A 25400-nucleotide genomic window follows, 5' to 3' on the forward strand; every position below is an offset into this window, starting at 1 on the left:
TTCTCCCTGATTTTAAGACATTGCAATGGTAAAATTACATACACATTTTAACAAACTATCGAAGAAAAATATATGCACAATCATAAATAAAAAAACAGGAACCTAGGCGGTTACCTGTTTTTTCGGAAGATGCGTTGGCTCTTTTTCTTTTTCATCCGTTTGTAGATCATGAAAAATGATAAAAAGAGCAGTGCGAGTGCAGCTAACGTATATTGGTTCATCTCCATAGTTAGCAGGCCATATGGAATCAGCGATAGAAAGAAAAAGTAAATCAGGTTTCCCAGTGTCGTTGCCAATAAAAAATCCTTGAATGTAACCGAACTGACTCCTGCTGCCAGGTTGATCAGGCTTGTAGGGATAAGCGGGAAAACCCTTCCGGTAAAGACATACATAAAACCGTGCTCCACAACACTTTCTTGCCATTTTTTATCCAGCTTCTTCAAAAGAAGGTCTTGAAACCAGTTTCTTGCAGCATAGAAGATCAATCCTGATGCTACTACACTCGTCAACCAACTCCAAAGGTAACCATATAAGAAGCCAAATATCGTGACATTGATCGTCAGGAGCAAAATTAATGGGATGATCGTAAATGAATTTTGGACAAACATTAATACGAATGTGACCAAAAAGGTGAGCGTGAGGTTTTCCTTCAAGATGCCAATAACTGACTCCAGGTCACTTTTCCATACTAAAGTGAATAATTCTGCATTTGTGTAAATGAATATTGCAATACCCAACAGAACAATCAAAGTCAGTAATTTTTTCAAAGGGTCACCACCATTCTTACTTATAGTTTACCAGCTTCAGGTTCATTGGTGAAAAAAGAGCTGTCGCAAAATGCAGACAGCTCTTTTACAGTATAGTAGGTTCAGGAAGCGATGATTCCTTTAAAGCCACTTTTCAAACTGAATTCTTTTGTTCATTGCATAAATGATTGGCGCACCAACCAAAAGGACAACGAATTCACCAACTGCTGTGGTGCCCCAGCTTAACCAAAGCGGTAAGTCCAAGGCAAGGTTCAGTTCTATTGCAATCAAGAACATTGTGAACGTGAAAAAGATAATCGTCGCGATCATCCGTCCTTGGATACTTTTAATGAAACGCGAAACAAAAATGACCAGCAGCAGGGCGAGTATGGATTGCCCGACCCCGAAAATCAAGTCAAACGGAACCATGGGTGAAAATAGCAGATTCGAAATGAATACACCGCCTACGATGCCATAGATGTATTTTTTATTGAATACTATCAGATGGTTCAGCATTTCCGGAACCCGGAATTGGTATGCGCCAAAAGATATGGGTTGAAACACGAATGAGACCGCCACATATAAGGCAGCCAAGATCCCGCTTATCACGAGGGTACGATTATTCATTTTATTCTCTCCTAGTTTTTTATCGTGGGATGGTTACGAACCACGTATAGGTTTTTTCCTGAAGCTTAATAGTAGTCTAAATATGCCCCTTTCGTCAATTTGTAAAGAATGGTTATTGCTCGACCTAGCTCCATGTAGGCCAAACGGAATTTTGATTTCTTGCATGGAAGGATGATATTATTTTTATAGAGAAGTAGAAGGAGTGAGAGTGACGTGTCAATCGAAAGTGTCAAACATCATTTTAAAAAATGGAATCGTGAAGGCGAAGTGATGGAATTCGAAACATCAAGCGCTACGGTTTATGAGGCAGCGGATACCATCGGTGTGATTCCTGCGCGGATCGCTAAGACCCTATCCTTCAGGGGGGAAGGTGACAAGGCGATTTTGGTTGTAGCGGCCGGGGATGCAAAAGTCGATAATAAAAGATTTCGCCAGTCATTCGGTTTCAAGGCAAGGATGCTGGCTCCTGATGAAGTGCTCCAACAGACTGGGCATGCTATCGGCGGCGTTTGCCCATTTGGATTGGCCAACGAGCTGGACGTTTTTCTCGATGTATCAATGAAGCGGTTTGAGTCGGTATTTCCCGCTTGCGGCAGTACGAATTCTGCCATAAAGCTTACACTCGCTGAATTATTGGAATATTCAGGCGCTAAGGGGTGGGTTGATGTGTGTAAGGGTTGGGAAGAAGTGGTAATATAGGAAAAAGGTTAGGAACGGCTGTTATTTTATGAAACGGACAGATTCGCATCAGTTGGAATGCGCTCGATTACAGAAAAATAACCTGTGAAATCGCCCCAGCTGAAGATGCTCGTGAAGAAATCCCCTAAATGGAGCGTGAAGGATGTTAACCGGAAGCCATCGAAAAAACAATAGCAGCTACCTTAGTCTAAAAACTCTTTATGAAGAAAACATCACGGTCAAGAGTATAGCCCAAGAGCTTGAAGCCTGTCACAAAAATGATGAAGCGCTGGATATACGTAATGCGCTGGAAAAAAAGAATTTCGATATCATGGCTGTGCAAGATCAAGGGGACATCATCGGATATATCGAAAGGCACGAGCTTGGTGAAGGAAGGATTTCGAGGTATTTGAGACACTTTTCACCAAGGGAGCTTGTTTCGGACTCAACCCCCTTGATTCAGCTTCTTCATATTTTCAAGAAAAAAACAAGGGTGTTCGTGCTGGAGAACAACTCAATCAAAAAGTTGATTACCCATGCTGACCTTCAAAAGCCGCCTATCAGGATGCTGATATTCGGCTATATCACCCTATTGGAAATGAGGCTGAGCGATATCATTCTGCATCGATTCGGCGATGGCGGCTGGCACTCCATGATAAGCGAGGACCGTCTGGAAAAGGCAATCGAATTATATCGGCGCCGAATCGATAAAAATGAAGATATCAATATAATAGAGTGTCTGCAAATCAGTGATAAGTTCGATATTATCCATAAAGATCAGGAAATGAGGCGTTTTTTTCAAATCCCTTCAAAAAGTAAGGGGAGGAAGGATGCGAATGCGATCCGGAAATTGCGGGATAAGATTTCGCATGCCAATGAATTGGGGCTGGACATGTCCTGGATGGAAATCATTGAAGTGGTCGAATGCTGCGGTCAGCTGCTCGAAATATCCGAATCCTATCAGTACGAGAAGTAAGAACCAGGCATCCATACTGGTTCTTTTTTTGTTTTTGGTACTTCAATCAAGAGAGAAAGCTGCCTATATTTAGGCAGCTTCCCCAAGGTATTAAAACTCTGGCAGTTGGTCGAGATTATTTTCCTTGATGCCATCAGGCTCACTCCGCAATATGTCACGTCCATATTTATGAAAGACATCAACATTGGCAAGCTGACCTGCCTTCGCCTCGGAAAGGGCAGTAGGGTAGTCAAGTTCGCGGCCGGAATTCGTCTTGATGGCAATGATATTGTCATCTTCATTTTTCCTGACAGCAATGATTTCTTCCTTTCCAGTTGAATCAGGCTGATTTGCTTGCGGTGTACCCTGCTGTTTATAGGATTCATAGGCTTTTTCAAATTGGTCCATGTTTTTGACACCTCCTATGTATAGGGTGAACTAATTGTTCTGCAATATACAAACCTCATCCAGCTACGCTGTCGACGTATGTAAATACTGAATACGGTACTTTTTGCATGATTCGATAATCCTGTAAATTTCATTATTATGGTAAAAAGCTACTTTCGTCATGGCTGAATAGGGATGAACCTACCTATTTAGATATCCTTTGCTATTGTAAAATTATGGAGTGAAACTATGAAACTGGGAGGCAATCTATGAAAAAACAATTTCTATCATTTACACTAATCGCTGGAATGGTCCTTCATTCATCAGGGACAGTCACTGCGTTGGCAGCAACATATCCTGCTCCGGCGCATCATGCTGCATCCGCAGATAAGCAGGTCGTTAAAAGGATCGATGTCGAAAAAATCTACAGAAATATTGATTACCTCTCCAAAACACCTCGAGTGGCCGGTACTGAATCAGAGTACAAGGCCGTCCAGTTCATCAAAAAGCAATTCAAATCATACGGCTATAAAGCCAATATCGAAAAGTTCAATTTTTTATCCTATACGGATCCAAATCGGGTTGAGCTATCGATTGGAGGCTTTGATGGGGAAATCAAGCCAAACCATTTAACTTATTCAGTGAATGGAAATCCATCCGGTGAACTGGTATATGCCGGCCTAGGAACGAAGGAAGAGCTTGAAAAAGCAAGTGTCACAGGGAAAATTGCCCTTATCCAAAGAGGCAGTCTCACTTTTGCAGAGAAGGTACTGAACGCGGCAGAAAAAGGCGCGGCGGGTGTCATCCTGTACAATAATGCAGATGGCGAATTGAATGGAACCCTCGGAGGGGACAATGATCAGTATATTCCTTCTGTCACGATCACGAAAAAAGATGGAGAGGACCTTCTGGAAAAAATGAAGGCAGGAGGCAATTTGACCGCTTCATTAAAAATCGAAGGGGCTCATACTGGAGAAAAAACCTCTTATAACGTGGTGGCCATGAAAAAGGCTACCAAGAACATGAAAGCTAAAAAAAGCGATATCATTTATATCACAGGTCATCATGATTCCGTCGCTGGAGCACCGGGAGCGAATGATGACGCATCGGGAACGTCGGTCACACTTGAACTTGCCCGGGTATTGAAGAATCTTCCCACTGATACGGAAATCCGCTTCGTTACCTTCGGCGCCGAGGAGAATGGTCTGCTAGGTTCGCAGCATTATGTCGGGAACCTCCCTGAGGAGGAGATCAAGCGGACGATCGCCAACTTCAACCTCGATATGGTTGGAAGCAGGGACGCTGGAGATTTGGTGATTTTAAGTAATGATGGCGAAATGAATCTTGTGACCAATCTGGCTCAGGCATCAAGTGCCAGGCTGAATGGGACGCCTACTCCATATGGACAAGGCGGCCGAAGTGACCATGTATCCTTCGCCGAGGCTGGGATTCCCGCGGCCTTATTCATCCACAGTCCTTCAGAACCTTGGTATCATACTCCTGATGATACCATTGATAAGATATCTAAGGAAAAGCTTCAAGATGTTGCTGAAATCGTCGGCACCGCTGTCTATGACCAAGCAAAAATTGAAAAGAAAAAACCATTTCCACCTCAAGGGAAAAAGGTGAAAGCACCGCATTTAGCTGAAGAGAAAGAATTCAAGTAAGGAAGATGTACGAAGGGTAAGTTTTTTAGGGTGCATCCTGCACCCCTTTTTTTATGTTTAAAAATGGAAAATCAGGGGTAATAAGCCTAGGTTGGAACTGCTTTTATATGGGTGTAATTTCCTAATGTTCGAGCTTAAATAGCTTATTTATCCCTATTTAACTGTAAGACTATAATCCTTATAATAAAAAATATGAAAAATATGACAGTGATGAAGAATGATTTTTTGAGGTGATTACGAATTGCATGCAAATTCTTTAAGGGAGATTCACTCGGCCATCTCGGGCAGAATGTCGGACGTGAGTGAAAAAATCAATCGCTTGGAGCAGGCTAAACGACAAATCAATGAAGAACAAAATATATGCTTAGGAGAAATCAGGAAAATAATACATCCGGAATTGGCAGGAAGCTGGACGGGAAATCGAGCCGATGACTTCCAAGATGCCCGCAGCGATGCGTACAAGGCCATGTCTGCGATCATTCATGCTGATTATGACGACTATCAAGAGAAAATCGAAGGAAAAATCACAATGCTGAATATAGAGAAAACAGCTTTGAGTGCAGCAGGCACCATAGCCCATGAAGCGGATGCCCTTTTGGAAAAAGGAGAAGCCGTCATTGATCAATTGGAAAGTAAACTATCATATTTAAAAGGGTGGTTGTTTTAATGACGACAATCAAGCTGAATCATCCTGCCGTAACGAAGCAGGTCGATCAGGTAAAGACGGCCCTTGGTGGCGTCAGTCTTGGACATGTACCAGCAGGAGAGCTTGGCAGCAATAAATTGGAATTTACCTCGAAGTGGATGGATCGGGAAACGAACCTTGAGAAGGTTTTCGAACAATATATTAAAATCGTCCAAAAAAATGTCGAAGATACCCGGGCCAATATCGATTTATTAAAAGAGCAGGATGAGGCCATCTCCCATACTTCACATGGGTATCCTGCGAGATGAAAATCTACGAAGCCGAGAGCTTGCAGGACGCAACCAAGTCACGCGCCAAGCAATATGAAGAGTTAAAGAAGCAAATCATTGCCCTTAAAAAGGAATTTCAGGGGATCGTCGGCCTTGATCACGAGTTTCAGGGAGCCGGTGCTGCCGCCATCAAAAGCTTCTATGAAGCGCAGAGCGACGTAGCTGACGCCTGGATTGAGCTATTCACGACTCAAATCAGTTTTTTGGAGGGCATTCCTGCCACTCTCGAAGATGCGGACCTCTCCGGTAATACGGTGGTGGAGGTTCCATTTTTAGATGGGGAAGTTTCGAATGGCATTAAGCAAGCGAAGTCGCTTGTCGATGAACAAGCAAGCGATCTTAACAGAATCCTGAACAGTATTGATGATATCCTACCTCTGGATATGTTCGACCAAAAGGATTTTAATGAAAAAATCACGCTGGCCGGGCATAGACTGGATGACACCGTGACAAAGGTAGAGAATGTCGACCGGCAATTGGTCGAGGAGTATGAAGTGTCTGTCGGGCAGGAAAACGTGGCGGTTGGCCTTTTTCGTGCCTTGCTTGATGCGACCAAACAGGACGGCACCATTTCGCCGATGACGTTCAACCAAACAGCCTTCAAGAATAGTGAAGTCTATCAAGTGAAGGATGAAGTCGCCGGTCAGATGAAGGAGTACCAGACCTTCAAAAAGGAACAAGCCGAAGCCAAGGAAATCGAACAAGAAATGGAAGAACTCGAAAACCGCCCATGGTACGAAAAAGCCTGGGATACGACAAAAACCTTTACAGGGGAATTTACGGGATATTATGATTCAATCAGGGCAACGACCGGGGTCGATCCAGTCACGGGCCGCAAGCTGTCCGATGCCGAACGAATCGCCGCAGGCGCCATGGCGGCCGCTGGGTTCATCCCCGTCGTCGGCTGGGCCGGACGGGCCATCAAGGGCGGCAGTGCCATCTACAAAACGGCCAAAGGACTGAACGCCGCGAATCACGCACTCGACGCTTACAAATCGACAAAGGGCTTTAGCCTTCTCCAGAAATCCGAATACGGGATATACGGACTCCTCGCCGCCAACGGCCTTGGCGAAGCCGCCACAGGCAAAGACATGTTCGGCAACCAGCTAACCGAGGAACAGCGCCAGAACGGCCTCTTGGTGGCACTGGGAATCGGCAGTGTGGCTGGTGCGGCCAAAGTCGCCGATAAAGTAGCAAGTGGTACAAAGTTCATCCCTTACAGCAAGGAATTTGCGCAGAAGCAGGTTCAGAAGGTTCAAGCTTTCGGCAGGGAAATCGGCAAGGTGGAAGTTCCTCTCCGGATTAGGGTCGAAGAATTAGCGACGGCGTATGGATACAACTATAAATATGTCACTTTTGATAATACTACGGTTAAGGATATCGTGCAGAAGTTTACGGTTAAGAGTGATGGTGGTAAGGGTACAGGCAAAGTAGTGCTTGCAAAGGAATCCATTGAAATTACAAAAGTGGAGTATGGAAAGCATTATACAAGAGAGCGGATGAAGAAAGTTTTAAAACCGAATATTGAATATACATCCCCTGGTGGTCACGTATATAAAACAGACGAAAAGGGTCGTATAACAAGTGTAGAAGGTTCTCTCGACTTAGGTAGTGGTAAACGAAACAATTATGCTCAGCGAATTGCTGGAAGGGAAGACCGCTTGCCGGATGATCAAGGGGGCCACTTAATCGCCAGCATATTTAAAGGGTCTGGTCATCTAGACAACCTTGTTCCTATGAATGCAAACCTGAATATGGGAGAATGGAAAAAACTCGAAATATCTTGGGCAAAAGCTTTAGACAGTAATCCTCCTAAAACAGTAGAAGTGAAAATTTATCCTGTGTATGAGGGAAATTCAACTCGACCTACAAGTTTCGACATAGAGTATAAAATTGACGATGGCCGTTGGGATTTAAGAACATTTGAAAATAGAGCAGGGGGATAAAAAATGAATGAATCAAAACTAAATGAATATTATCAGAAAATAGCTCAAACAGTAAATGAGATGATTCCAGAAGAATGGAGTAAAGTTATTTTGTATGGAGAAGTTAATGAGGGGACAGGGACTGCGTTCTTTTTCTATCAGTCTAATATTAATGATAAACTCATATATAGTCACGATATCCCTGAATTACATAGTATTAGTAGAATAGAGTATAGAGATACTTGGCGGAGGTTAATAAAGGTTTTAAAAGAATTATCAGATGAATTTAAAGATAATAATCAAGAACAATGGACCAATTTAACTTTTACTTTAGAAAGTACAGGGGAATTTAAAGTTGACTATGATTATGAAGATTTATCAAATGCAGATGATCACGAAAGAAGGGTTATTTGGGAATATACTCGTTTGGGTCTTTTACCTGAAACTGAATATGATAAGAGTATTTTAGAAGAATACCTCAAGAAAGAATAATGGAGGATAAAAAAAGCTTGTTTTTTTGTATGACCTTAACGGTAAAGTTAAGGTCTTTTCATTGTAGAAATAGCATATGTATTGTTTTAAGTTATATCGGGCTTCTCATATAAAAGGCCGTTAGTTCTAAAAAAGATATATAGATAAGAATATGGATTTACTGACCTCAGACATCGTGATTAAATACAAGTGGTACAAAGTTCATCCCTTACAGCAAGGAAATTGCGCAAAAGCAGGTTCAGAAGGTTCAAACTACAATAACAGACATTGCGAGATCTGGAAAAGCCACGTTAAAAAATATAGGTGAAGAACTAGGTAAAAAAGAAATCCCTAAACGGATAAGTATGGAACAAGTATCCCTCGCAGGAGGACCAACCCTTCGCCAAGTTATGATGGAAAAGCAGACAATTAAGGAAGCCTATCAGAAATTCACGGTTAAGGATAGCAAAGTAGAGGGTGTTTCTGGGGAGAGTATTACTAAAGGTAAAGTGTATCCAACTAGACAAATAGATTCAGTAGCAGAAACACATATAATTGATAGAGTAAAAGAGCTAAGAGGAAATTTAACAAGTAGGTATAAGAAATCTGGTAATTTTGCTGTTGCAGAAGTGGATGTCAGTGGGATAAGTAAATCTGAATTTTATGCTCAAAGTAGCATAAATGAACTCAAAGGAAGTCTTGAGGATATGGTGCCTGATATTTCTTTACAACCTGAAAATCCAATGTTTAAAGCTACAGAAGCTATTGGTAAAGAGGGAGAGAGTTACTTAAGGAATACAGATACGGAGTATAAAATACTAAATGACATTGCTTCTGGGCTTGGGGAGAATACACAAGCTAATGGGAAAATTAAGTTTTTTACAGAATTGGATACTTGTTACAGTTGTAGTAAAGTCATAGCAGAGTTTGCTGCTAAATATAAAAATATCGAATTAGAAGTCATACACAACAATGGTAATAGAATTATTCCTTAAACTTAATTTTGAATGGAGGAGAAAATTAATGAAAGATTGGGGATATAATGAATTATTTGATGCGATTCAGGAGACATATGAAGAGTTGTTAGAAGAAGATAGGGGATATAGGTATGCTATAGCAAAACTAGCTGATGAATTTGATAGATTAGGCAAGATAGAAGATTTTATTGTTGATACTGCTATTGGAGAGATAGCAATCGGCCATGAAAAAGTATATGTTGGGCGCATTGAAGGTATAACAAAAAGGTTAAGCATGTTTATCCCACAAGAAGCAGAATCTGACTTAACATTAGAAGAAATACAAGACTTATCGAAACGAATAAAAAAAGTAATACAAGGACTAAGAAATGCAGAGGTTGATTATAATTCATCAGCAGAATAGCAGGTGAAAGAAAAATATTTAATCATGAAGTGTTAACCTTGAGTGGACAAAGCCATTCGAGGTTTTTTAATGAATTAGACAGTTTTAAATCTTAGTATGTTATCTATGATGGCTAAGTGTTATTTTTATAATTTTTGAAATTACAGGAAACTAAACAAATGAACCAACTAGAAGCAAAAGAAATAATCGAGCAATTTCATAGTTTTTGCGCAGATAAAGCAATCAATGAAGAGAATGGGGATTGATATCAATCACCGATATAAATATAAAAAAGCATTATAGGGGCTTTTATGTCCAGATCCCAGTTTATCCTATGTTAAACAGGAACCGCGACGGTTTGTACCTCATGTACTGGAAAAAGGTTTGAATATCCACCCAATTCTTTAATTAAGCAAGCAAGCGATTAGTTTTACAAAAAGTGGGTATAAAGTATGGAGCGACCTTTCATTTAATAGCTAACACTAAGTTTTCTTTATGTTGAATAAGGAGAATTTGGTGGGAGGTGATTAAATGAGGAAAGTCTATGGTATTAAAAGTTTAATAAAGTACCTTGAGTCGGTAAATCAGCCAATTACCGAAGAGGAGATCAATGATCTGATATTAAATAAAAAGATACCCCATCTCAGACCCATCAATAATTTACTGGTTTTTAATTTAGATCATATTGATGGCTGGCTTCATGACCAGCCATCCAAACCTTAACTAATGGAAGCCCTGCTTACAAGTGAATTTAAAAGGGAAAAGCCGGCCAAGGTGTTTCATGAAAACCTTGGCCGGCTCCTTTTCTTTTTTATTAGTGGAAAGGGATCACCAGCTGGCGCATGACTCATAATAGCGTAAGCAGGGCTTGGATGCCGGTCAGGATGATCCCGATTATAAAACCGCATACGGCTCCGTTCACCCGGATCCATTGCAAGTCTTTTCCTACCCCATTTTCCATCATGTCGATCAGCGTTTCGTTATCTAGCTTATCGAGATTTTCCTGGACAAGATTGCCGATTTGCGTATGATTATTTTCAATGAGAGCAGTAATTTGCTTCTGGATCCATTGATCGATGCTGGTGCTATTTTCTTTCATATTATCCAGGACTCGCTGAATGATGGGGGTCAAGTAAGCGTCCATGAAATGCTCACCTTCGACGAATTCCAGTGCTTCTTGTTGAATTTGTTGTAGACCTCCCGTTATGGTTGCCTCGGGCTCCCATTTCGTTAGAAGTTGTTCCTTCCATTTTTCAACTCCTTGTAACAGTTCCCTGTTATCGTTAATGCCTTGAATTTCTTTCCTGATATATAAGATTAAAGCTTCTCTATTTGGTTCCTTCTCATTTTTTAAATTATTTACGACACTTAACAGAAGGTTTTGGATGATATTGCCCAGTTTCTCCTCGTTAAGCAAGCTTTGAATCGATTTAACGGCAAACTGAAGCATGCCCTCCAGTTCAATCTTGCTGAGTACATCCATGGAAACAGTGCCTAGCCTGTGTCCGGTTTCTTTTTGCCTTAACCAATCTTCAGCTTTTTTCAAAACATGGTCCAAAGCCTTTTTATCAAACTCTTCGTTTACTAACTGTGAACTTACAGCATGTAGAAGCTTGCTCATGTCTATGTTAGAAAGTGATCCTTTTATTTTTTTTGCAACAAAAGGCGTAATCTTTTCTATATCTATATAACATATCATTTGCTTAATAAGTTTAATCAGGACTTTTCTGAACGTGTCACTTTGTGTCTCTTTTACTATGACTGGGATCAATTTTTCTGTAAAAGGAATGTTTTTGACTTTATCCTGAATGCTCTCCTTAGACAGCCAATCGTTTTTCAGCATTGAAACCAGTGCATGGGTCATTCTTTTCCGGTTGTTGGGCAAGAGAGCTGTATGGGGGATCGGAATTCCAAGCGGATGGCGGAATAGTGCAGTGACGGCAAACCAATCTGCCAATCCACCGACAAGTCCTGCCTCGAATCCTCCGTGTAATAAATCCAGCGGCAAGGAACCTAGAAAGGGAGTGGTTGCAATATATCCCGCTCCCATGATCAATAATGAATACCGAGCTATTTTTCTTGACGATTTTATTTTTGGCGACATTTTATTCCCTCATCCTTAACATGATATTCCATTATTAGTATCGAATCATCAACGTATTTTATGTTTTGCTTTTATTTAGTAGTATAGCAGGTAGTTCAAAAAAATACCCACAACTAAGGCGGTAAGTTCATATTTCGGGAATGGGGAAACTGCTTATTAAGAAGAAAATACTTGCAATCAAAAAAAGCCGATCATTTCGATCGGCTAAAAACGGCAAAAACGTTCAAAGTTCATCATTATATGCTTTTTTTAATCGAATCATTTTTAACTTCCACACTCTTTTTTCTCTCTTGCATGCGGCTGAAAATATAGGCTAATATGGATCCGGATATATTATGCCAAACACTGAAGATGGCACTGGGTACAGCAGCTAAAGGCGAGAAATGGGCGGTTGCTATCGCTACACCCAAACCGGAATTCTGCATCCCGACCTCCATGGCAACGGCCTTCTGTTTTGCCAAATCCATCCCGCATAACCGGGCAAAGAAAAAGCCAAGAATAAAACCAAGAACATTATGAAGCACGACGACCGCGAAAATCATTAACCCGGTTTTAGCCAGCTGATCTTGACTGCCTGCGACGACGGCTGAAACGATCAGGACGATGGCAATGACTGATACGAGGGGCAAAGCCTTTGCACCGGCCTCTGCCTGTTTACCGAAAAACTTCTTGACGATGAATCCAAGCAGGAGCGGGATGATCACGACTTGAATGATGGAAATGAATAACGATCCAATGCTGATATTGACCCATTTACTTGCCAACAGCAGGATGAGAAGCGGGGTGATGATGGGCGCTAAAATGGTGGATACGGAAGCGATGGCAACCGCAAGTGCAACATTTCCTCGTGCAAGGAACACCATGACATTTGAAGCTGTCCCACTAGGGCAGCAACCGACCAAAATGACGCCGACCGCCACTTCTTTCGGCAGGTCGAACAGGATTGCCAAAGCAAATGCCAATAACGGCATAATGATGAAGTGTCCTGCCACCCCGAGGGCTACATCTTTCGGTCGCCGGAAAACTTCTTTGAAATCAGCGGCGGACAGTGTAAGACCCATGCCAAACATGACTATACCCAATAAAGGAACGATGTACGCTCCAATCCATATAAAGTGATTAGGCATGAAATATGCTAGGACTGCAAATATCATCACCCATAAGGTAAATGTTTTTCCAGCAAATGCGCTGACTTTCTCTACTAAACCCATAATGACCTCCTAGATGTTTTAAAATAAATCAATTATAGTGTATATTCAGAATATTTAAAACCCCATTTCGGTAATAAAAAATATCCATGCATGTTAACCCGCTAATTGGGCTGAATTTAAATGCAGGCAAAGAAAGTTAGGATCATGCCGTTTTTGTGAGATGAGAACATAAAAGCGGCCAGCCAATAAGGAACGGGAAGCTACAATCAGTATGGGTTGTTTTAAAAGCCCAATTATTGCTATTGTAAGAATAATGACGGTAATACATGAAGTGGAGATGTGGGTGCTTTGATACATATATTAATTGCGGATGATGATCGGCATATTCGGGAATTGCTTAAATTCCACCTGGAGAAGGAAGGGTACATCGTTTTCGAAGCGGAGGATGGCAATGAGGCCTCGCTGCTACTTGAGAACGAGCGAATCCATCTCGCCGTTGTCGATATTATGATGCCTTATAAAAACGGCCTGGACCTTTGTAAGGAAATACGTGATCAATATGACTTGCCGGTGATCTTATTGACTGCTAAAGATCAACTTATCGATAAAGAAAAGGGTTATTTTGCCGGTACCGATGATTATCTTGTCAAGCCATTTGAGCCAAGGGAACTAATATTTCGAATAAAGGCTCTATTGCGAAGGTACCGAATGGTTAATTCCGAATCAATTGCATTGAACGAAACGATTATTGACCGTAAAAGCTATGAGGTGCGAATTGAGGGGAAGACATTGCTCCTGCCGCTTAAGGAATTTGAGCTGCTGGCACAGTTAGGGAGTTTCCCTGAGCAGGTTTTTACGCGTGAGCAGCTGATTGAACTCGTATGGGGCGCTGATTTTGAAGGAGATGACCGAACGATCGATGTCCACATAAAACGATTAAGGGAGCGCTTCTCCGGACGGACCGATGATTTCGCCATCACCACCGTTCGTGGCCTCGGTTATAAGCTGGAGGTCAATAAAAAGTGAAAACACTCTATTTCAGGATAGTTATTCAAACCATACTGATCATGGTGCTCGCCAGTGTCATCGCCTTTTTAATTTCCAATGTCTACTACCATAAGGTTCAAAAACCCTATAATGGTGAGAAAATTAGCAAAGTCGCTAGTGATATCGTTTCCTTATATGAGGAAAATCCAAGTCAGGATATCGATGCCTATTTAAACCATATAGCAGGATTGCACTATCAGATGTATTTGTTTAATGAGCGGGGTGAAGGAACTTTATATGGGGAGCCGTTTCGGGAAACCGCTTTGGATTCAGGCACGATTTCTGGAGTTTTGAATGGCAAGACCTACCAAGGAATCGCCAGCTATAATAATGGGTTATTCATTACCGGATTTTTTGATGATGTATTAATCAATAGCATCGGTGTCCCGATTAATGTGGATGGCGAGAAACATGCCCTGTTTGTTCGGCCGAATATAGAATTGCAGTTTGGCGAAATACGCTTTTTCCTTGCCGTTTTGCTAATACTCACACTACTGCTCAGTTTTTTATTCGTGATCATCAATACACGTTTCATCGTCAAGCCAATTACGAAATTGACTGAAGCTACGAAGAGAATCGCTGATGGAGATTATGGCAGTGAATTGAATGTATCCCGACGTGATGAAATCGGGGATCTGGCACAGCATTTTTCGAAAATGACCCAAAGTATCCAGCGGCTGGATGAAATGAGACAGGAGTTCGTATCGAACGTTTCTCATGAAATTCAATCGCCGCTTGCATCCATCCAAGGATTTTCGCAAACCCTGCAATCAGAGGAATTAACAAGGGAACAAAGAAATCAGTACTTGTCCATAATCGAAAAAGAGAGCAGGCGTATGTCTTTACTAAGTAAACAACTGCTTCAGCTAGCTTCGTTGGATAAAGAGGAAGATCCGCTGCAGCGGTCCAGTTTTGATTTGGCGCAGCAAATTCGGCAAGTGATGTTCATGCTGGAATGGAATTGGCGGGAGAAAGAAATGGTGATCGAAATGGATGTGCCTTCAATCGTCGTTTTTGCAGATGAGAAACTTATGAGCCAAGTATGGACGAACTTGATAACCAACAGCATTAAATATTCCGAAATGGGCAGCACAATTTACATTCGCCTCAAAAAACTGGATCATTTTGTTGAAGTGATGATTTCAGATACGGGCCTGGGAATTTCGGAAGAAGACCTCCCGTATATCCTGGATCGGTTTTATAAAGTAGACAAAGTGAGGAATCGCAGTGAAACCGGCAGCGGCTTAGGGCTTTCAATTACGAAGAAGACGATAGACCTGCATGGCGGAACGATTGAAGTTCAAAGCGAACTTGGCAAGGGAACCACTTTTTATATCCGTTTGCCCCTTATGTAATCATTCGTTCATCTTCCATTCATATTGGTTGATTACAATCCATTCATACCGATCGAAGGCTTATGGATCGGTTAACAAAAGGAATGGGAGATGAGATCATGTTTTTAGCCATACGTGAACTGAAGCATTCAAAGCTACGTTATTCGCTGATTGGATTGATCATGGTATTGGTCGCTTTGCTTGTCTTTATCATTTCAGGATTAGCCAATGGTCTTTCTTCAGATAACGCTTCATCCATACAAAACATGAAGGCTGACTATTTCGTCATGGAGCATGACTCGAAAAACAAATTGAATCGGTCGATCATATCCATGGACACGCTGGATGAACTCCGGGCTTCACCGGATGTGCAAGCAGCAGAAGGTCTGGGGCAAATGATGAGCACCTTAAATCAAATCGGTTCAAATGAAAAAACGGATGTCACGATTTTTGCGACCAATGGCAAAGGTATTTTGGCACCGGAAGTCATGGAGGGAAAGATCTATGATGATAAGAGACAAGGTGAGGCTGTTGCTGATCGTTCCTTAAAAGAGGTTGGCTATAAGTTAGGCGATTCATTTCGAGATGATTGGTCAGGAAAGGTTTTCACCATTGTTGGTTTTACGGAAAAGCAATCTTACAGCCATTCGCCGGTTGTCTACATGAATGTTAACGGATGGAGGGAGATCAATCCGGCACTGAAAAATCAAGCGAAGAATTCGATCAGTGCGATAGCTGTGCAGATGGATGCGAAGGCAGAAGAAACTATACGTAAGTCATTATCTGAAGGCGTAACACTTCTATCAAAAGATGAATTGCTTCAGAGTATCCCAGGCTTCAAAGAGGAACAGGGCACATTGACGATGATGATTGCCTTCTTGTTTGTCATCGCAGCGTTTGTCTTGGCTGTATTCTTCTATGTGATAACCTTGCAGAAAACGAATCAATTCGGAGTCCTTAAAGCACTTGGTGCCAATACGGTTTATCTTGCAAAAAGCATTGTTGGCCAGGTCATGCTGCTTGCCGTTGTATGCATCGTTATCAGTGTGGCACTGACATATGGAGTCACTTTCATCATGCCAGAGGGGATGCCTTTTGAATTGCGTCCAGATCTGGTCATTAAATATTCCCTGTTACTTTTGGTTGTATCCGCATTGGGTTCACTGCTATCACTCTATCGAGTGGCGAAGATAGATGCCCTTCATGCAATTGGGAGGGTTTCGTGATGGGTGATAAGCTATTGTTTGAAAACATCAGTAAAATTTATGGAGAAGGCGACAACATGGTGACGGCCCTTGATGATATTTCCCTAGCAGTGAGAGCAGGGGAATTCGTTGCCATCGCGGGACCATCTGGCTCAGGAAAAAGCACGTTCCTTTCCATAGCCGGTGCATTACTTTCCCCGAGTAAAGGCCGTATTCTCCTGGATGAGAAAGATATCACTTCATTACCTTCAAAGGAATTGACCCGGGTGCGTCTTGAAAAGATCGGATTCATTTTTCAAGCGGCGAACCTAGTGCCATATCTGACCGTGCGTGAACAGCTTCTGCTACTTTCTGAATTGACTGGCAAGCGGGATAAAAAAGCTGTGATAAAAGCGGATGATCTGCTTAGCCATCTTGGCCTTGAACATCGGGCAGATCACTTGCCGGAAGCGCTGTCAGGTGGAGAGCGGCAGCGTGTAGCCATCGGCCGTTCGCTTATGAATGATCCGGAAATCATTTTAGCCGATGAACCAACCGCAAGCCTGGATTCCAAAAGGGGCAGGGATGTGGTCGAAATGCTTGTGCATGAGGTGAAGGCAAGAAATAAAGCGGCGATCATGGTTACGCACGATGAAAGAATGTTGGATTTATGTGATCGGGTGATCCATATCATCGACGGCAAGATCTTTACAAATGGTGATACGGAAAAACGCGCGAACCTGCAATAAGTAGAATGGATAAGAGGAAAAATAGAGGCTGCTTCATTCCGGTAAGACGAGGAACGGGGCAGCCTATTTTGTTCATGCCTGTTTCCCTTTTTGAATCGAGACAATCGTAGAGGGGACAAATACAACTGAAAACAAAAAATCTTTGAAGGAATCAGTGGCTTTCCATGTTACTATAGAGCAGTGAAATTAACCTATCTTTTCACATTAACCACACTTAAAGGAAGGTAATAACCATGAAAAAGATTTCTTTAGATGTTTTCTTTATAGTAATTGGGGCTTTTATATTCGCCTTGGCAATAAACCTTTTCGTTATTCCGAATGAACTGGGGGAAGGGGGAGTCACGGGGATAACGATCATTTTATTTTATCTTTTTGAATGGTCGCCGGGACTTTTAAGCTTGATCATCAATGCTTTCCTGCTCATTGTCGGTTATAAATATTTGTCGAAAATGACCACGATTTATACGATCGTTGCCGTTGCATTCAACTCGCTATTCCTTCATTTAACGGAGAGTTGGAATATATCTTCCGATGAAATTGTCATCAATGCGATATTTGGCGGAGTGTTTGCCGGTGCAGGAATTGGGATGATCATTCGAGTGGGCGGGACGACTGCCGGTACAACGATCCTGGCCAGAATCACGAATAAGTATTTGGGATGGAGCTTAAGTTATGGACTTCTGTTTTTCGATTTAATCGTTGCGTTCTCATCTTATTTCATCATTGGCGCAGAAGGCCTTATGCTTACAATCCTAATGCTTTATATTGGAACGAAAACGATGGAATTCATCATAGAGGGCTTGAATCCGAAAAAAGCGATTACCATCATATCCAATGAAGCGGATCAGATTGCAAGTCAAGTAACCGTACTGATGGACAGAGGGGTAACCGTTTTTAGCGGTCATGGATACTACACGAAAGCTTCAAAGGATATTTTATATATCGTTATCAGCAAGCAGGAGGTCCTCAAGTTAAAAAGGATCGTGAAGGCAACCGATAGCAATGCATTTATTGCCATTCATGATGTCCGTGACGTATTTGGTGAAGGATTCCTCGATATATCGAAGTCCTGAATGGATTGTTTTTAGCTGGTGGATAAAGTGGTTTCGGAGTGATCTCATTCCGAAACCTTTTTTTTATTGCTGTTGTTCTATGTAGGAACCCTCGAATATTGTCTGAAGGTGTCATGAAATATATTGTAAAATAATCTATATATTCAGAATAAAATGTTATATTATGTAATTCAGAAGTCATACAACCCTGACGAGTGCAGCCATTAATGATGGAGGTGTCCAAAATGATCCTTTTGAAAGTGGATGACAGGAAGTTTGGGAAGCATACTATCAAGTATAGTGTAGTAGATAAGGAAACGAATGAATTGATCATCAGTGGTGTGTTTGAAGAATTTGGACAAGCAAGCGACAAATATTATGAATTGAAAGATGAATACGGATCTTCCAATGTGAAGATGGTATTGAAATGAAAAAAGGGGACCATTGGTTTACCCTTTTTTATTTTAGTAGAGAAACATTATCATGCAAAAGGCCCGGATACTTATTTATTTTTATACTCACATATAGGAATAATTGCAGGTTTCCCCATCATATAATTAAGTTGAGAAGGCTTTCTTGTACCTTTTTTTTGCAAAAACCTACAAAAATATTGTAAAGTATGGAATTTGGTGGTAACATAAAGCGCATAAATGTAAACGTTTGCAAGTTTATTATGTAAGGAGGTGATGTTAAAGGTTCGTGATAGTATGTAAATATGGTAGATAAAAAGATTTTTATTTTCTTTTTTTATGCAAACGTTTTCTTAAAATTGCATGAATTTTATGAAAAAGGGAGAGTCGGTATGATGAAGCGTAAAAAATGGTACGGGGGAATCTTTTCTATTTTATTGATATTTAGCGTGTTTTTGGCTGGGTGTTCTTCTTCCACTGGCGGGGACGGCGGCTCTGATAAGGTGACGCTCGATATATTTCAATTCAAGGTAGAGTTCAAGTCGCAATTCGAGACTTTGGCCAAGCAGTATGAAAAAGAAAATCCTGGTGTGAAGATCAAGATATCGACAGTCGGCGGCGGAAATGATTATAAATCAGCCATTACCGCAAAATTCGCTTCCGGTGAAGAACCAGCCGTTTTTAACATTGGCGGACCAGTGGATGTCGAACAATATAAAGATAGATTGTTAGATTTAAAGGATACGAAGGCGGCAGAAGCAGCCCTTGATGGCACTTTGGATGGGGTGAAACAGGACGGGCAAGTTCTGGGCCTTCCATTCAACCAAGAAGGGTACGGCTTGATTTATAATAAGCGGATTCTTAAAGAAGCCGGTATCAAGCCTGAAGAAATCACAAGCTATTCAGCGCTGGAGGCAGCGGTCAAGAAAATCGATTCACAGAAGAAAAAATTGAAGCTTGATGCCGTTTTCGCTTATCCGGTCAAGGAGAAGTGGGTGACAGGAAACCATCTATCCAATGTCTTTTTAGCTCCGGAGTTTGATGGGAATGTATTGGAAGCAAGCAAGTCCCCTACGGTTAAATTCACGGATGGTGATAAGTTCAAGCAACTTGTTGATATCCAAAATGAATATTCCGTCCAGCCGACAGCAAGTCTTGATTACTCCCAGCAAGTGGAGGAATTGTTCTCGCTGGAGAAAGTTGCAATCATTCAGCAAGGAAACTGGGTGTATAACACCGTGTATGACATGGATCCTGAGCTAGCGGAAAAAGGAATTGGCATCATCCCGATTCCTAATGGAGAAAAAGCTACGGGCATGCCTGTCGGCGTCCCTAACTATTGGGCAGTGAACAAGAAATCCGATGAAAAGGTACAGAAGGAAGCGAAGAAGTTCCTTGATTGGATGTATACATCTGACGAAGGGAAAAAGGCCGTTTTGGAGGACTTCAAATTCATTCCTGCTTATGAAGGATATGATGTGGAAAAAATAGCCGATCCAATTTCAAAGGAAATCTATAAATATTCCCAAGCAGGAAATACGACAGGCTGGGTGTTTAACGGTTATCCTGTCGGCTGGAATGATGAACTTGGTGCGAGCATCCAAAAATACGTAACTGGTAAGCTGACGTGGGAGGAATTTGTTAAGCAGAACATTGAAAATTGGGAAAAAATACGCAGTAAATAATGCTTGGAAATGGACAAATGACCAATCGGCATAAAGGCATGTCGATTGGTTGTTCCTGATTGGATTGCACAAACCAGCTCTTCATTTTACTTAAAGCTATAAACCCCTTTTCTACTACATTATTTTTTCATAAGGAGGTCGGTTTCGTTGAGAAATCGGGATGCCGCATATTGGCTGTTTTTGACACCTGTTCTTGCTGCACTCATTTTGGTGGTGATCGTGCCGCTTATCTATGGTTTTTATTATTCCTTTACGAATTGGAACGGTCTTGGAACCCCGGACTTCATCGGGCTCAAGAATTATCTGGATTTGTTCACCGATAGAGGATTTCTGGATACATTTTGGTTCACCATTAAATTTTCCGTAGCTGCAATCGTGGTGATCAATATTATTGGATTAAGTTTGGCTCTAATCGTGACATCCAAAATCAAATCAAGCAACATCCTCCGGACAGTTTTCTTTATGCCCAATCTGATCGGCGGCTTGATCCTCGGTTTTATTTGGCAGTTCATATTCATTAAAGTCTTCGGTGCAATCGGTGATCTAACAGGCATCGAAGCATTTAATGGCTGGCTTTCAACGACAGAAACCGGGTTTTGGGGCTTGATCATATTAACGGCTTGGCAAATGGCCGGATATATCATGATCATCTATATCGCCTATCTGCAGGCTGTTCCTGAAGACTTGATCGAGGCGGCGAAGATCGATGGGGCCAACAGCTTCCAGCGCTTCCGCCATATTACCTTTCCGCTTGTGGCACCTGCTTTTACCGTCAGCCTGTTTTTGACGCTGTCCCATTCGTTCAAGATTTATGATCAAAATCTTTCTTTGACGAACGGTGCTCCTTATAACTCAACCGAAATGGTCGCGATGAATATCGTGAAATCGGCCTTCACGGAAAATGACATGGCCTATGCACAGGCAAAAGCGGTTATCTTTTTCGTGATCGTGGCAGTCGTTTCGTTGACACAAGTGTATATCAATAAGAAAAGGGAGGTTGAGCTGTAATGAAGGAAAAATGGAAATTGTGGCTGCTTGGAATCATTGGCTTCATTTTGGCGATAGTATGGCTCACTCCGTTTTATTTGATGATTGTCAACGCATTTAAAATGAAGCGTGATATATTTGCCGATACCCTTGGTCTGCCGTCAGCCTGGACGTTCGAAAACTTCGCTCAAGCTTTCGAGCAGCTGGATTTTCTCCGGACTTTATTCAATTCTTTGTTGATATCTGGTGTGAGTGTCGCCATCATCATCATCTTTTCGGCGATGGCAGCATATGCACTTTCACGAAACAAAAGTAAAATAAGCTCCTTGCTTTTCTTCGTGTTTGTAGCAGCGATGCTAATCCCTTTTCAATCCGTAATGATACCGCTAGTTGCCCAATTCGGTCAGTTTGGGATGCTGAACAAGGGCGGTTTGATTTTCATGTATTTGGGATTCGGCTGCAGCCTTTCCATTTTCCTCTATCATGGTACCTTGAAGGGAATTCCGATCTCGCTGGATGAAGCGGCAAAAATAGATGGTGCAAACCGTTTTCAAGTATTTTGGCATATCATTTTTCCACTCTTGAAGCCCATGTCGATTACCGTTGGGATCTTAAATGTCATTTGGATATGGAACGACTACTTGCTGCCGTCCCTTGTAATAGGCGGCGCAGGCTCTGAGACCATCCCACTCAAATTGTTTTTCTTTTTTGGACAATATACGAAGCAATGGCATCTTGCCTTGGCTGGACTCACTTTATCCATTATTCCAGTCATCATCGCGTACTTTTTCGCTCAAAGGCAAATCATTAAAGGGATTGCAGATGGAGCCGTTAAATAACTATTCAAATATAGGGAATATTAAACCATATGCGGTGGACGGGGAGTGGTGATGAAGATGTCTGTAACAATAAAGGACGTCGCCAAAAAAGCGAATGTCGCTCCATCTACAGTATCGCGTGTAATCCATAACAGCCCGGCAATCAGTGAGAAGACTAAGCGTAAGGTACGCAAGGTATTAAAGGAAATGGGCTATCATATGAATGAAAACGCCAGGAACTTGGTCACGAAGTCTACCAAGGCCATTGGCATCGTCATGAAAAGCTCAGCGAAGGAATCACTTTATAATCCTTTTTTTCCAGAGGTGATCCGTGGGATCGGGGACTTCTGCAATAAAGAGGGTTTCAGTCTTTCCTTGACAACCGGTGAAACGGAGGATGCCATCTTTGAGGATGTCGTGAAGATGGTCCAAGGCAGAAGAGTGGATGGCATGATTGTTTTATACTCAAAGAAGGATGACAAGGTGGTCCCGTATCTGCTGAAACAGGGGTTTCCGTTTGTATTGATAGGAAAGCCAAGTACGAACATGACCGGCATCACCTTCATAGATAACGACAATGTTCAAGCAGCGACGGAGGTAACTGAGTTTGTGATTGGTCTTGGACATCAGCGAATCGCCTTTTTAGGAGGAAGTCCTGAGTTTGAGGTGATCTCCGACCGCTTGATGGGATTTCAGCAAGCGGTGGAACAGGCAGGGTTAGATGTACCTCAGGAATATATCAAATTGATTCCTTTGAATCGGATCGATGGAATAAAGGCAATAGACGATTTGCTTGGATTGAAAGAAGCACCGACCGCTTTTTTGGTTACGGATCTTTTGTTGGCCGTTCTTTTGCTCGGATTGTTGGCTGAAAGGAATGTGAAAGTGCCCCAGCAGGTCAGTGTCGTCTGTTTCAATCATTCCGAATTCATCGAATTCTTAAGTACGCCGCTGACAACGGTTGATATCCATACGTATCAGTTAGGATACGAGGCAGCCAAATGCGTATTCGATTTAATTGCAAACCCCGAAATGATGGAAAAAAATATAAGGATTCCTACCAAAATCATCAAGGGTGAGTCGCATTTTGCTATCGAACAGGAAATTAAAAGAAAAATGTAGAAATGTTTTCCCAATTAAAGCTTGATTTTTGTACACTTAAATTTACAATAAAGATTATCACAATCATTTTTAATAATTCATACTATTTCGTTTAATACGTGTGTTCAAATATTGGAATGTGCTTCGGTCAAGGGAAACGCAAACGTTTGCGTTAACGAAATTGAGGTATTAGGAAACAAACGAGGCAGGGAGGGGATTGTTCATGAGGGTCCTGGTATGGAATGAATTTCGCCATGAGAAGTCAAAGCCTGAAGTGGCCGAAATATATCCTGATGGAATCCATGGGGCGATAGCCGGTTTTTTACGAAGTGAACAGGTTGAGGTAAGGACCGCCACCCTTGATGAGGCAGAGCATGGGCTAACGGAAGAAGTACTGGAACAAACCGATGTACTTCTTTGGTGGGGGCATGTTGCACATGATGAAGTGCGGGATGAAATCGTTGCAAAGGTCCACAAGCGGGTACTCGAGGGAATGGGCCTCATCGTCCTCCATTCTGGTCATTTTTCGAAAATCTTCAAACAATTGATGGGTACGACTTGCGATTTGAAATGGCGTGTGGCCGACGAGAAGGAAAGACTTTGGGTAATCGATCCCAGCCACCCGATCGTTGAAGGAATCGGAGAATATATAGAGCTTGAGAAGGAAGAGATGTACGGGGAGCACTTCGATATTCCTGCACCAGATCAATTATTATTCGTCAGTTGGTTTGAAGGTGGGGAAATTTTCAGGAGCGGCTGCACGTATCAACGTGGAAAAGGGAGGATTTTTTATTTCCGGCCAGGTCATGAATCATATCCGACTTACCATAATCCGCAGATACAACGCGTCATCAAGAATGCCGTCAAATGGGTCAAGCCCGAGTTTGGCATGGTGACGAATTATGGAAGATCCGAACCGTTGGAATCCATCTCAGGCAAAGAGTGAAGTGAAGGAGAGAGCGTAATGGGCAAATTGAAGGTAGGAGTCATTGGATGCGGGAGCATTGCGAAAAATAGGCATTTTCCCGAGTATGAAGCAAATTTGCAAACAGAGATCATGGCCGTTTGCGATATTGTGCCAGACAGGGCGAATGCAGCAGCACAAAGGTATGGCGCGCGAGCATATACTGATTATATAGAACTTTTGAAGAATGAGGAGATTGAAGCGATCAGTGTATGTACACCGAACTACCTGCATGCACGCATTACCATTGCGGCATTGGAGGCAGGCAAGCATGTCCTTTGTGAAAAACCAATGGCCACTTCTTTGGATGACGCGGAAAAAATGAATGAGGCCGCAGCGAGAAACGGAAAAATCTTGATGATTGGTCATAATCAGCGATTCGTTCCCTCACACCAACGAGCAAAACAGCTTATCGAAAGTGGTGAGGTTGGAAAGGTCTATAGCTTCCGGACCGCTTTTGGACATTCCGGGCCAGAAACATGGAGCGTGGACGGACGAGAAAGCTGGTTTTTTAAAAAAGATCAGGCAGTCATTGGTGCGATGGGAGATTTAGGTGTTCATAAAGCTGATTTATTAAGGTATATCCTTGGAGAAGAATTTGTTGAGGTGGGGGCGTTTGTAGAAACGACTGCCAAGAAAAATACAGACGTCGATGACAGTGCGGCTTGTATTCTAAGGACTGCGAGCGGTATCATCGGTACCCTTACCGCCAGCTGGTCGTATGCGAAGGAAGACAATGCGACGGTCATTTATGCGGAGAAAGCCGTATTGCGCCTTGAAGACGATCCAACATATTCACTGATCATCCATCATGATAATGGAAAAACGGATACGATCCAATTAGGGAGTATCCAAACGAATGACTCCGAAGGACAGCATGACTCGGAAGTGATCAGCCACTTTGTAAAATGCGTGGCGGACAATGAGGAGCCCCTAGTCTCAGGAGTGGAAGGGTTAAAATCTTTAAAAGTCATTCTTGGCGCGATGGAATCAAATGCAACCCGAAAAATCATCCGCTTATAAA

27 protein-coding genes and 1 riboswitch are annotated in these 25400 nt (G+C 42.1%); of the genes, 22 read left to right on the forward strand and 5 right to left on the reverse strand.

Annotated features, from left to right (window positions below; translation table 11 throughout):
* Positions 1 to 110: 110 nt before the first annotated feature.
* Both AS888_RS02090 and AS888_RS02095 read right to left on the reverse strand, forming a co-directional pair.
* Positions 111 to 767, reverse strand: coding sequence for a TVP38/TMEM64 family protein (locus AS888_RS02090; RefSeq protein ID WP_061140558.1), 657 nt, complete (start codon positions 765 to 767; stop codon positions 111 to 113).
* Between the two features lie 120 nt (positions 768 to 887).
* Positions 888 to 1373 carry a QueT transporter family protein gene (locus AS888_RS02095; protein ID WP_061140559.1) on the reverse strand — a complete coding sequence of 162 codons (486 nt, stop codon included), beginning with the start codon at positions 1371 to 1373 and terminating at the stop codon, positions 888 to 890.
* 5 nt (positions 1374 to 1378) lie between these two features.
* A riboswitch (PreQ1 riboswitch) is annotated at positions 1379 to 1423 on the reverse strand.
* A gap of 163 nt (positions 1424 to 1586) precedes the next feature.
* Here AS888_RS02095 and AS888_RS02100 point away from each other — a divergent pair.
* A complete protein-coding gene (locus AS888_RS02100; RefSeq protein ID WP_061140560.1) occupies positions 1587 to 2072 on the forward strand; it encodes a YbaK/EbsC family protein in 486 nt (161 codons plus the stop codon).
* A gap of 142 nt (positions 2073 to 2214) precedes the next feature.
* Positions 2215 to 3027: a hypothetical protein gene (locus AS888_RS02105; RefSeq protein WP_061140561.1), complete on the forward strand. Its 813-nt coding sequence runs from the start codon at positions 2215 to 2217 to the stop codon at positions 3025 to 3027.
* Positions 3028 to 3117: 90 nt separating this feature from the next.
* Here the strand turns inward: AS888_RS02105 and AS888_RS02110 are convergent, their stop codons facing one another.
* Entirely contained in the window at positions 3118 to 3414 is a 297-nt protein-coding gene (locus tag AS888_RS02110; RefSeq protein WP_061140562.1) for a DUF3892 domain-containing protein, read from the reverse strand.
* A 248-nt stretch (positions 3415 to 3662) separates the two neighbouring features.
* Between AS888_RS02110 and AS888_RS02115 the strand changes: the two genes are divergently transcribed.
* The 8 genes from AS888_RS02115 (at position 3663) to AS888_RS02150 (ending at position 10513) form a co-directional block, all read left to right on the forward strand.
* A complete protein-coding gene (locus AS888_RS02115) occupies positions 3663 to 5060 on the forward strand; it encodes a M28 family peptidase (RefSeq protein ID WP_061140563.1) in 1398 nt (465 codons plus the stop codon).
* A 241-nt stretch (positions 5061 to 5301) separates the two neighbouring features.
* Positions 5302 to 5727: a YwqH-like family protein gene (locus AS888_RS02120; RefSeq protein WP_061140564.1), complete on the forward strand. Its 426-nt coding sequence runs from the start codon at positions 5302 to 5304 to the stop codon at positions 5725 to 5727.
* Positions 5727 to 6014 (forward strand): YwqI/YxiC family protein, encoded by a 288-nt coding sequence (locus tag AS888_RS02125; RefSeq protein ID WP_061140565.1) that lies wholly within the window; start codon positions 5727 to 5729, stop codon positions 6012 to 6014. The genes AS888_RS02120 and AS888_RS02125 overlap by 1 nt, the downstream gene beginning before the upstream one ends.
* Positions 6011 to 7981 carry a T7SS effector LXG polymorphic toxin gene (locus tag AS888_RS02130; RefSeq protein WP_061140566.1) on the forward strand — a complete coding sequence of 657 codons (1971 nt, stop codon included), beginning with the start codon at positions 6011 to 6013 and terminating at the stop codon, positions 7979 to 7981. Before AS888_RS02125 ends, AS888_RS02130 begins: the two co-directional genes overlap by 4 nt.
* A 3-nt stretch (positions 7982 to 7984) precedes the next feature.
* Positions 7985 to 8452 (forward strand): immunity protein YezG family protein, encoded by a 468-nt coding sequence (locus tag AS888_RS02135; protein WP_061140567.1) that lies wholly within the window; start codon positions 7985 to 7987, stop codon positions 8450 to 8452.
* Positions 8453 to 8796: 344 nt separating this feature from the next.
* Positions 8797 to 9426 (forward strand): deaminase domain-containing protein, encoded by a 630-nt coding sequence (locus AS888_RS02140; RefSeq protein WP_081092272.1) that lies wholly within the window; start codon positions 8797 to 8799, stop codon positions 9424 to 9426.
* Positions 9427 to 9454: 28 nt separating this feature from the next.
* Positions 9455 to 9811 (forward strand): Imm3 family immunity protein, encoded by a 357-nt coding sequence (locus tag AS888_RS02145; protein ID WP_061140568.1) that lies wholly within the window; start codon positions 9455 to 9457, stop codon positions 9809 to 9811.
* 510 nt (positions 9812 to 10321) lie between these two features.
* Complete coding sequence (locus AS888_RS02150; protein ID WP_061140569.1) at positions 10322 to 10513, forward strand: hypothetical protein; 192 nt, start codon at positions 10322 to 10324, stop codon at positions 10511 to 10513.
* 124 nt (positions 10514 to 10637) lie between these two features.
* On the opposite strand, the gene AS888_RS02155 is transcribed toward AS888_RS02150, so the two are convergent.
* Both AS888_RS02155 and AS888_RS02160 read right to left on the reverse strand, forming a co-directional pair.
* Entirely contained in the window at positions 10638 to 11894 is a 1257-nt protein-coding gene (locus tag AS888_RS02155; protein WP_061140570.1) for a DUF445 domain-containing protein, read from the reverse strand.
* 236 nt (positions 11895 to 12130) lie between these two features.
* The gene (locus AS888_RS02160) at positions 12131 to 13105 is read right to left on the reverse strand and encodes a bile acid:sodium symporter family protein (RefSeq protein WP_061140571.1); all 975 of its coding nucleotides are present in this window, start codon (positions 13103 to 13105) and stop codon (positions 12131 to 12133) included.
* A gap of 288 nt (positions 13106 to 13393) precedes the next feature.
* On the opposite strand from AS888_RS02160, the gene AS888_RS02165 reads away from it, so the two are divergent.
* The 12 genes from AS888_RS02165 (at position 13394) to AS888_RS02220 (ending at position 25399) form a co-directional block, all read left to right on the forward strand.
* On the forward strand, positions 13394 to 14071 hold the full coding sequence (locus AS888_RS02165; protein ID WP_061140572.1) for a response regulator transcription factor: 678 nt from the start codon (positions 13394 to 13396) through the stop codon (positions 14069 to 14071).
* A complete protein-coding gene (locus AS888_RS02170) occupies positions 14068 to 15447 on the forward strand; it encodes a sensor histidine kinase (RefSeq protein WP_061140573.1) in 1380 nt (459 codons plus the stop codon). The genes AS888_RS02165 and AS888_RS02170 overlap by 4 nt, the downstream gene beginning before the upstream one ends.
* 98 nt (positions 15448 to 15545) lie before the next feature.
* Positions 15546 to 16652, forward strand: coding sequence for an ABC transporter permease (locus AS888_RS02175; RefSeq protein ID WP_061140574.1), 1107 nt, complete (start codon positions 15546 to 15548; stop codon positions 16650 to 16652).
* Positions 16652 to 17359, forward strand: a complete 708-nt coding sequence (locus AS888_RS02180; protein WP_061140575.1) for an ABC transporter ATP-binding protein — start codon at positions 16652 to 16654, stop codon at positions 17357 to 17359. Before AS888_RS02175 ends, AS888_RS02180 begins: the two co-directional genes overlap by 1 nt.
* 233 nt (positions 17360 to 17592) lie before the next feature.
* Positions 17593 to 18432 carry a YitT family protein gene (locus AS888_RS02185; protein WP_061140576.1) on the forward strand — a complete coding sequence of 280 codons (840 nt, stop codon included), beginning with the start codon at positions 17593 to 17595 and terminating at the stop codon, positions 18430 to 18432.
* Positions 18433 to 18656: 224 nt separating this feature from the next.
* Positions 18657 to 18842 carry a hypothetical protein gene (locus AS888_RS02190; protein ID WP_061140577.1) on the forward strand — a complete coding sequence of 62 codons (186 nt, stop codon included), beginning with the start codon at positions 18657 to 18659 and terminating at the stop codon, positions 18840 to 18842.
* Between the two features lie 374 nt (positions 18843 to 19216).
* Positions 19217 to 20506 (forward strand): ABC transporter substrate-binding protein, encoded by a 1290-nt coding sequence (locus tag AS888_RS02195; RefSeq protein ID WP_061140622.1) that lies wholly within the window; start codon positions 19217 to 19219, stop codon positions 20504 to 20506.
* A gap of 147 nt (positions 20507 to 20653) precedes the next feature.
* A complete protein-coding gene (locus tag AS888_RS02200) occupies positions 20654 to 21514 on the forward strand; it encodes a carbohydrate ABC transporter permease (RefSeq protein ID WP_061140578.1) in 861 nt (286 codons plus the stop codon).
* Positions 21514 to 22332, forward strand: coding sequence for a carbohydrate ABC transporter permease (locus tag AS888_RS02205; protein ID WP_061140579.1), 819 nt, complete (start codon positions 21514 to 21516; stop codon positions 22330 to 22332). The genes AS888_RS02200 and AS888_RS02205 overlap by 1 nt, the downstream gene beginning before the upstream one ends.
* A 57-nt stretch (positions 22333 to 22389) precedes the next feature.
* Complete coding sequence (locus tag AS888_RS02210) at positions 22390 to 23433, forward strand: LacI family DNA-binding transcriptional regulator (RefSeq protein WP_061140580.1); 1044 nt, start codon at positions 22390 to 22392, stop codon at positions 23431 to 23433.
* Positions 23434 to 23635: 202 nt separating this feature from the next.
* On the forward strand, positions 23636 to 24358 hold the full coding sequence (locus AS888_RS02215) for a ThuA domain-containing protein (protein ID WP_061140581.1): 723 nt from the start codon (positions 23636 to 23638) through the stop codon (positions 24356 to 24358).
* An 18-nt stretch (positions 24359 to 24376) separates the two neighbouring features.
* Positions 24377 to 25399, forward strand: a complete 1023-nt coding sequence (locus tag AS888_RS02220; protein WP_061140582.1) for a Gfo/Idh/MocA family protein — start codon at positions 24377 to 24379, stop codon at positions 25397 to 25399.
* Position 25400 lies beyond the last annotated feature (1 nt).

Source organism: Peribacillus simplex, from assembly GCF_001542915.1.
Taxonomy (GTDB): domain Bacteria; phylum Bacillota; class Bacilli; order Bacillales; family DSM-1321; genus Peribacillus; species Peribacillus simplex_B.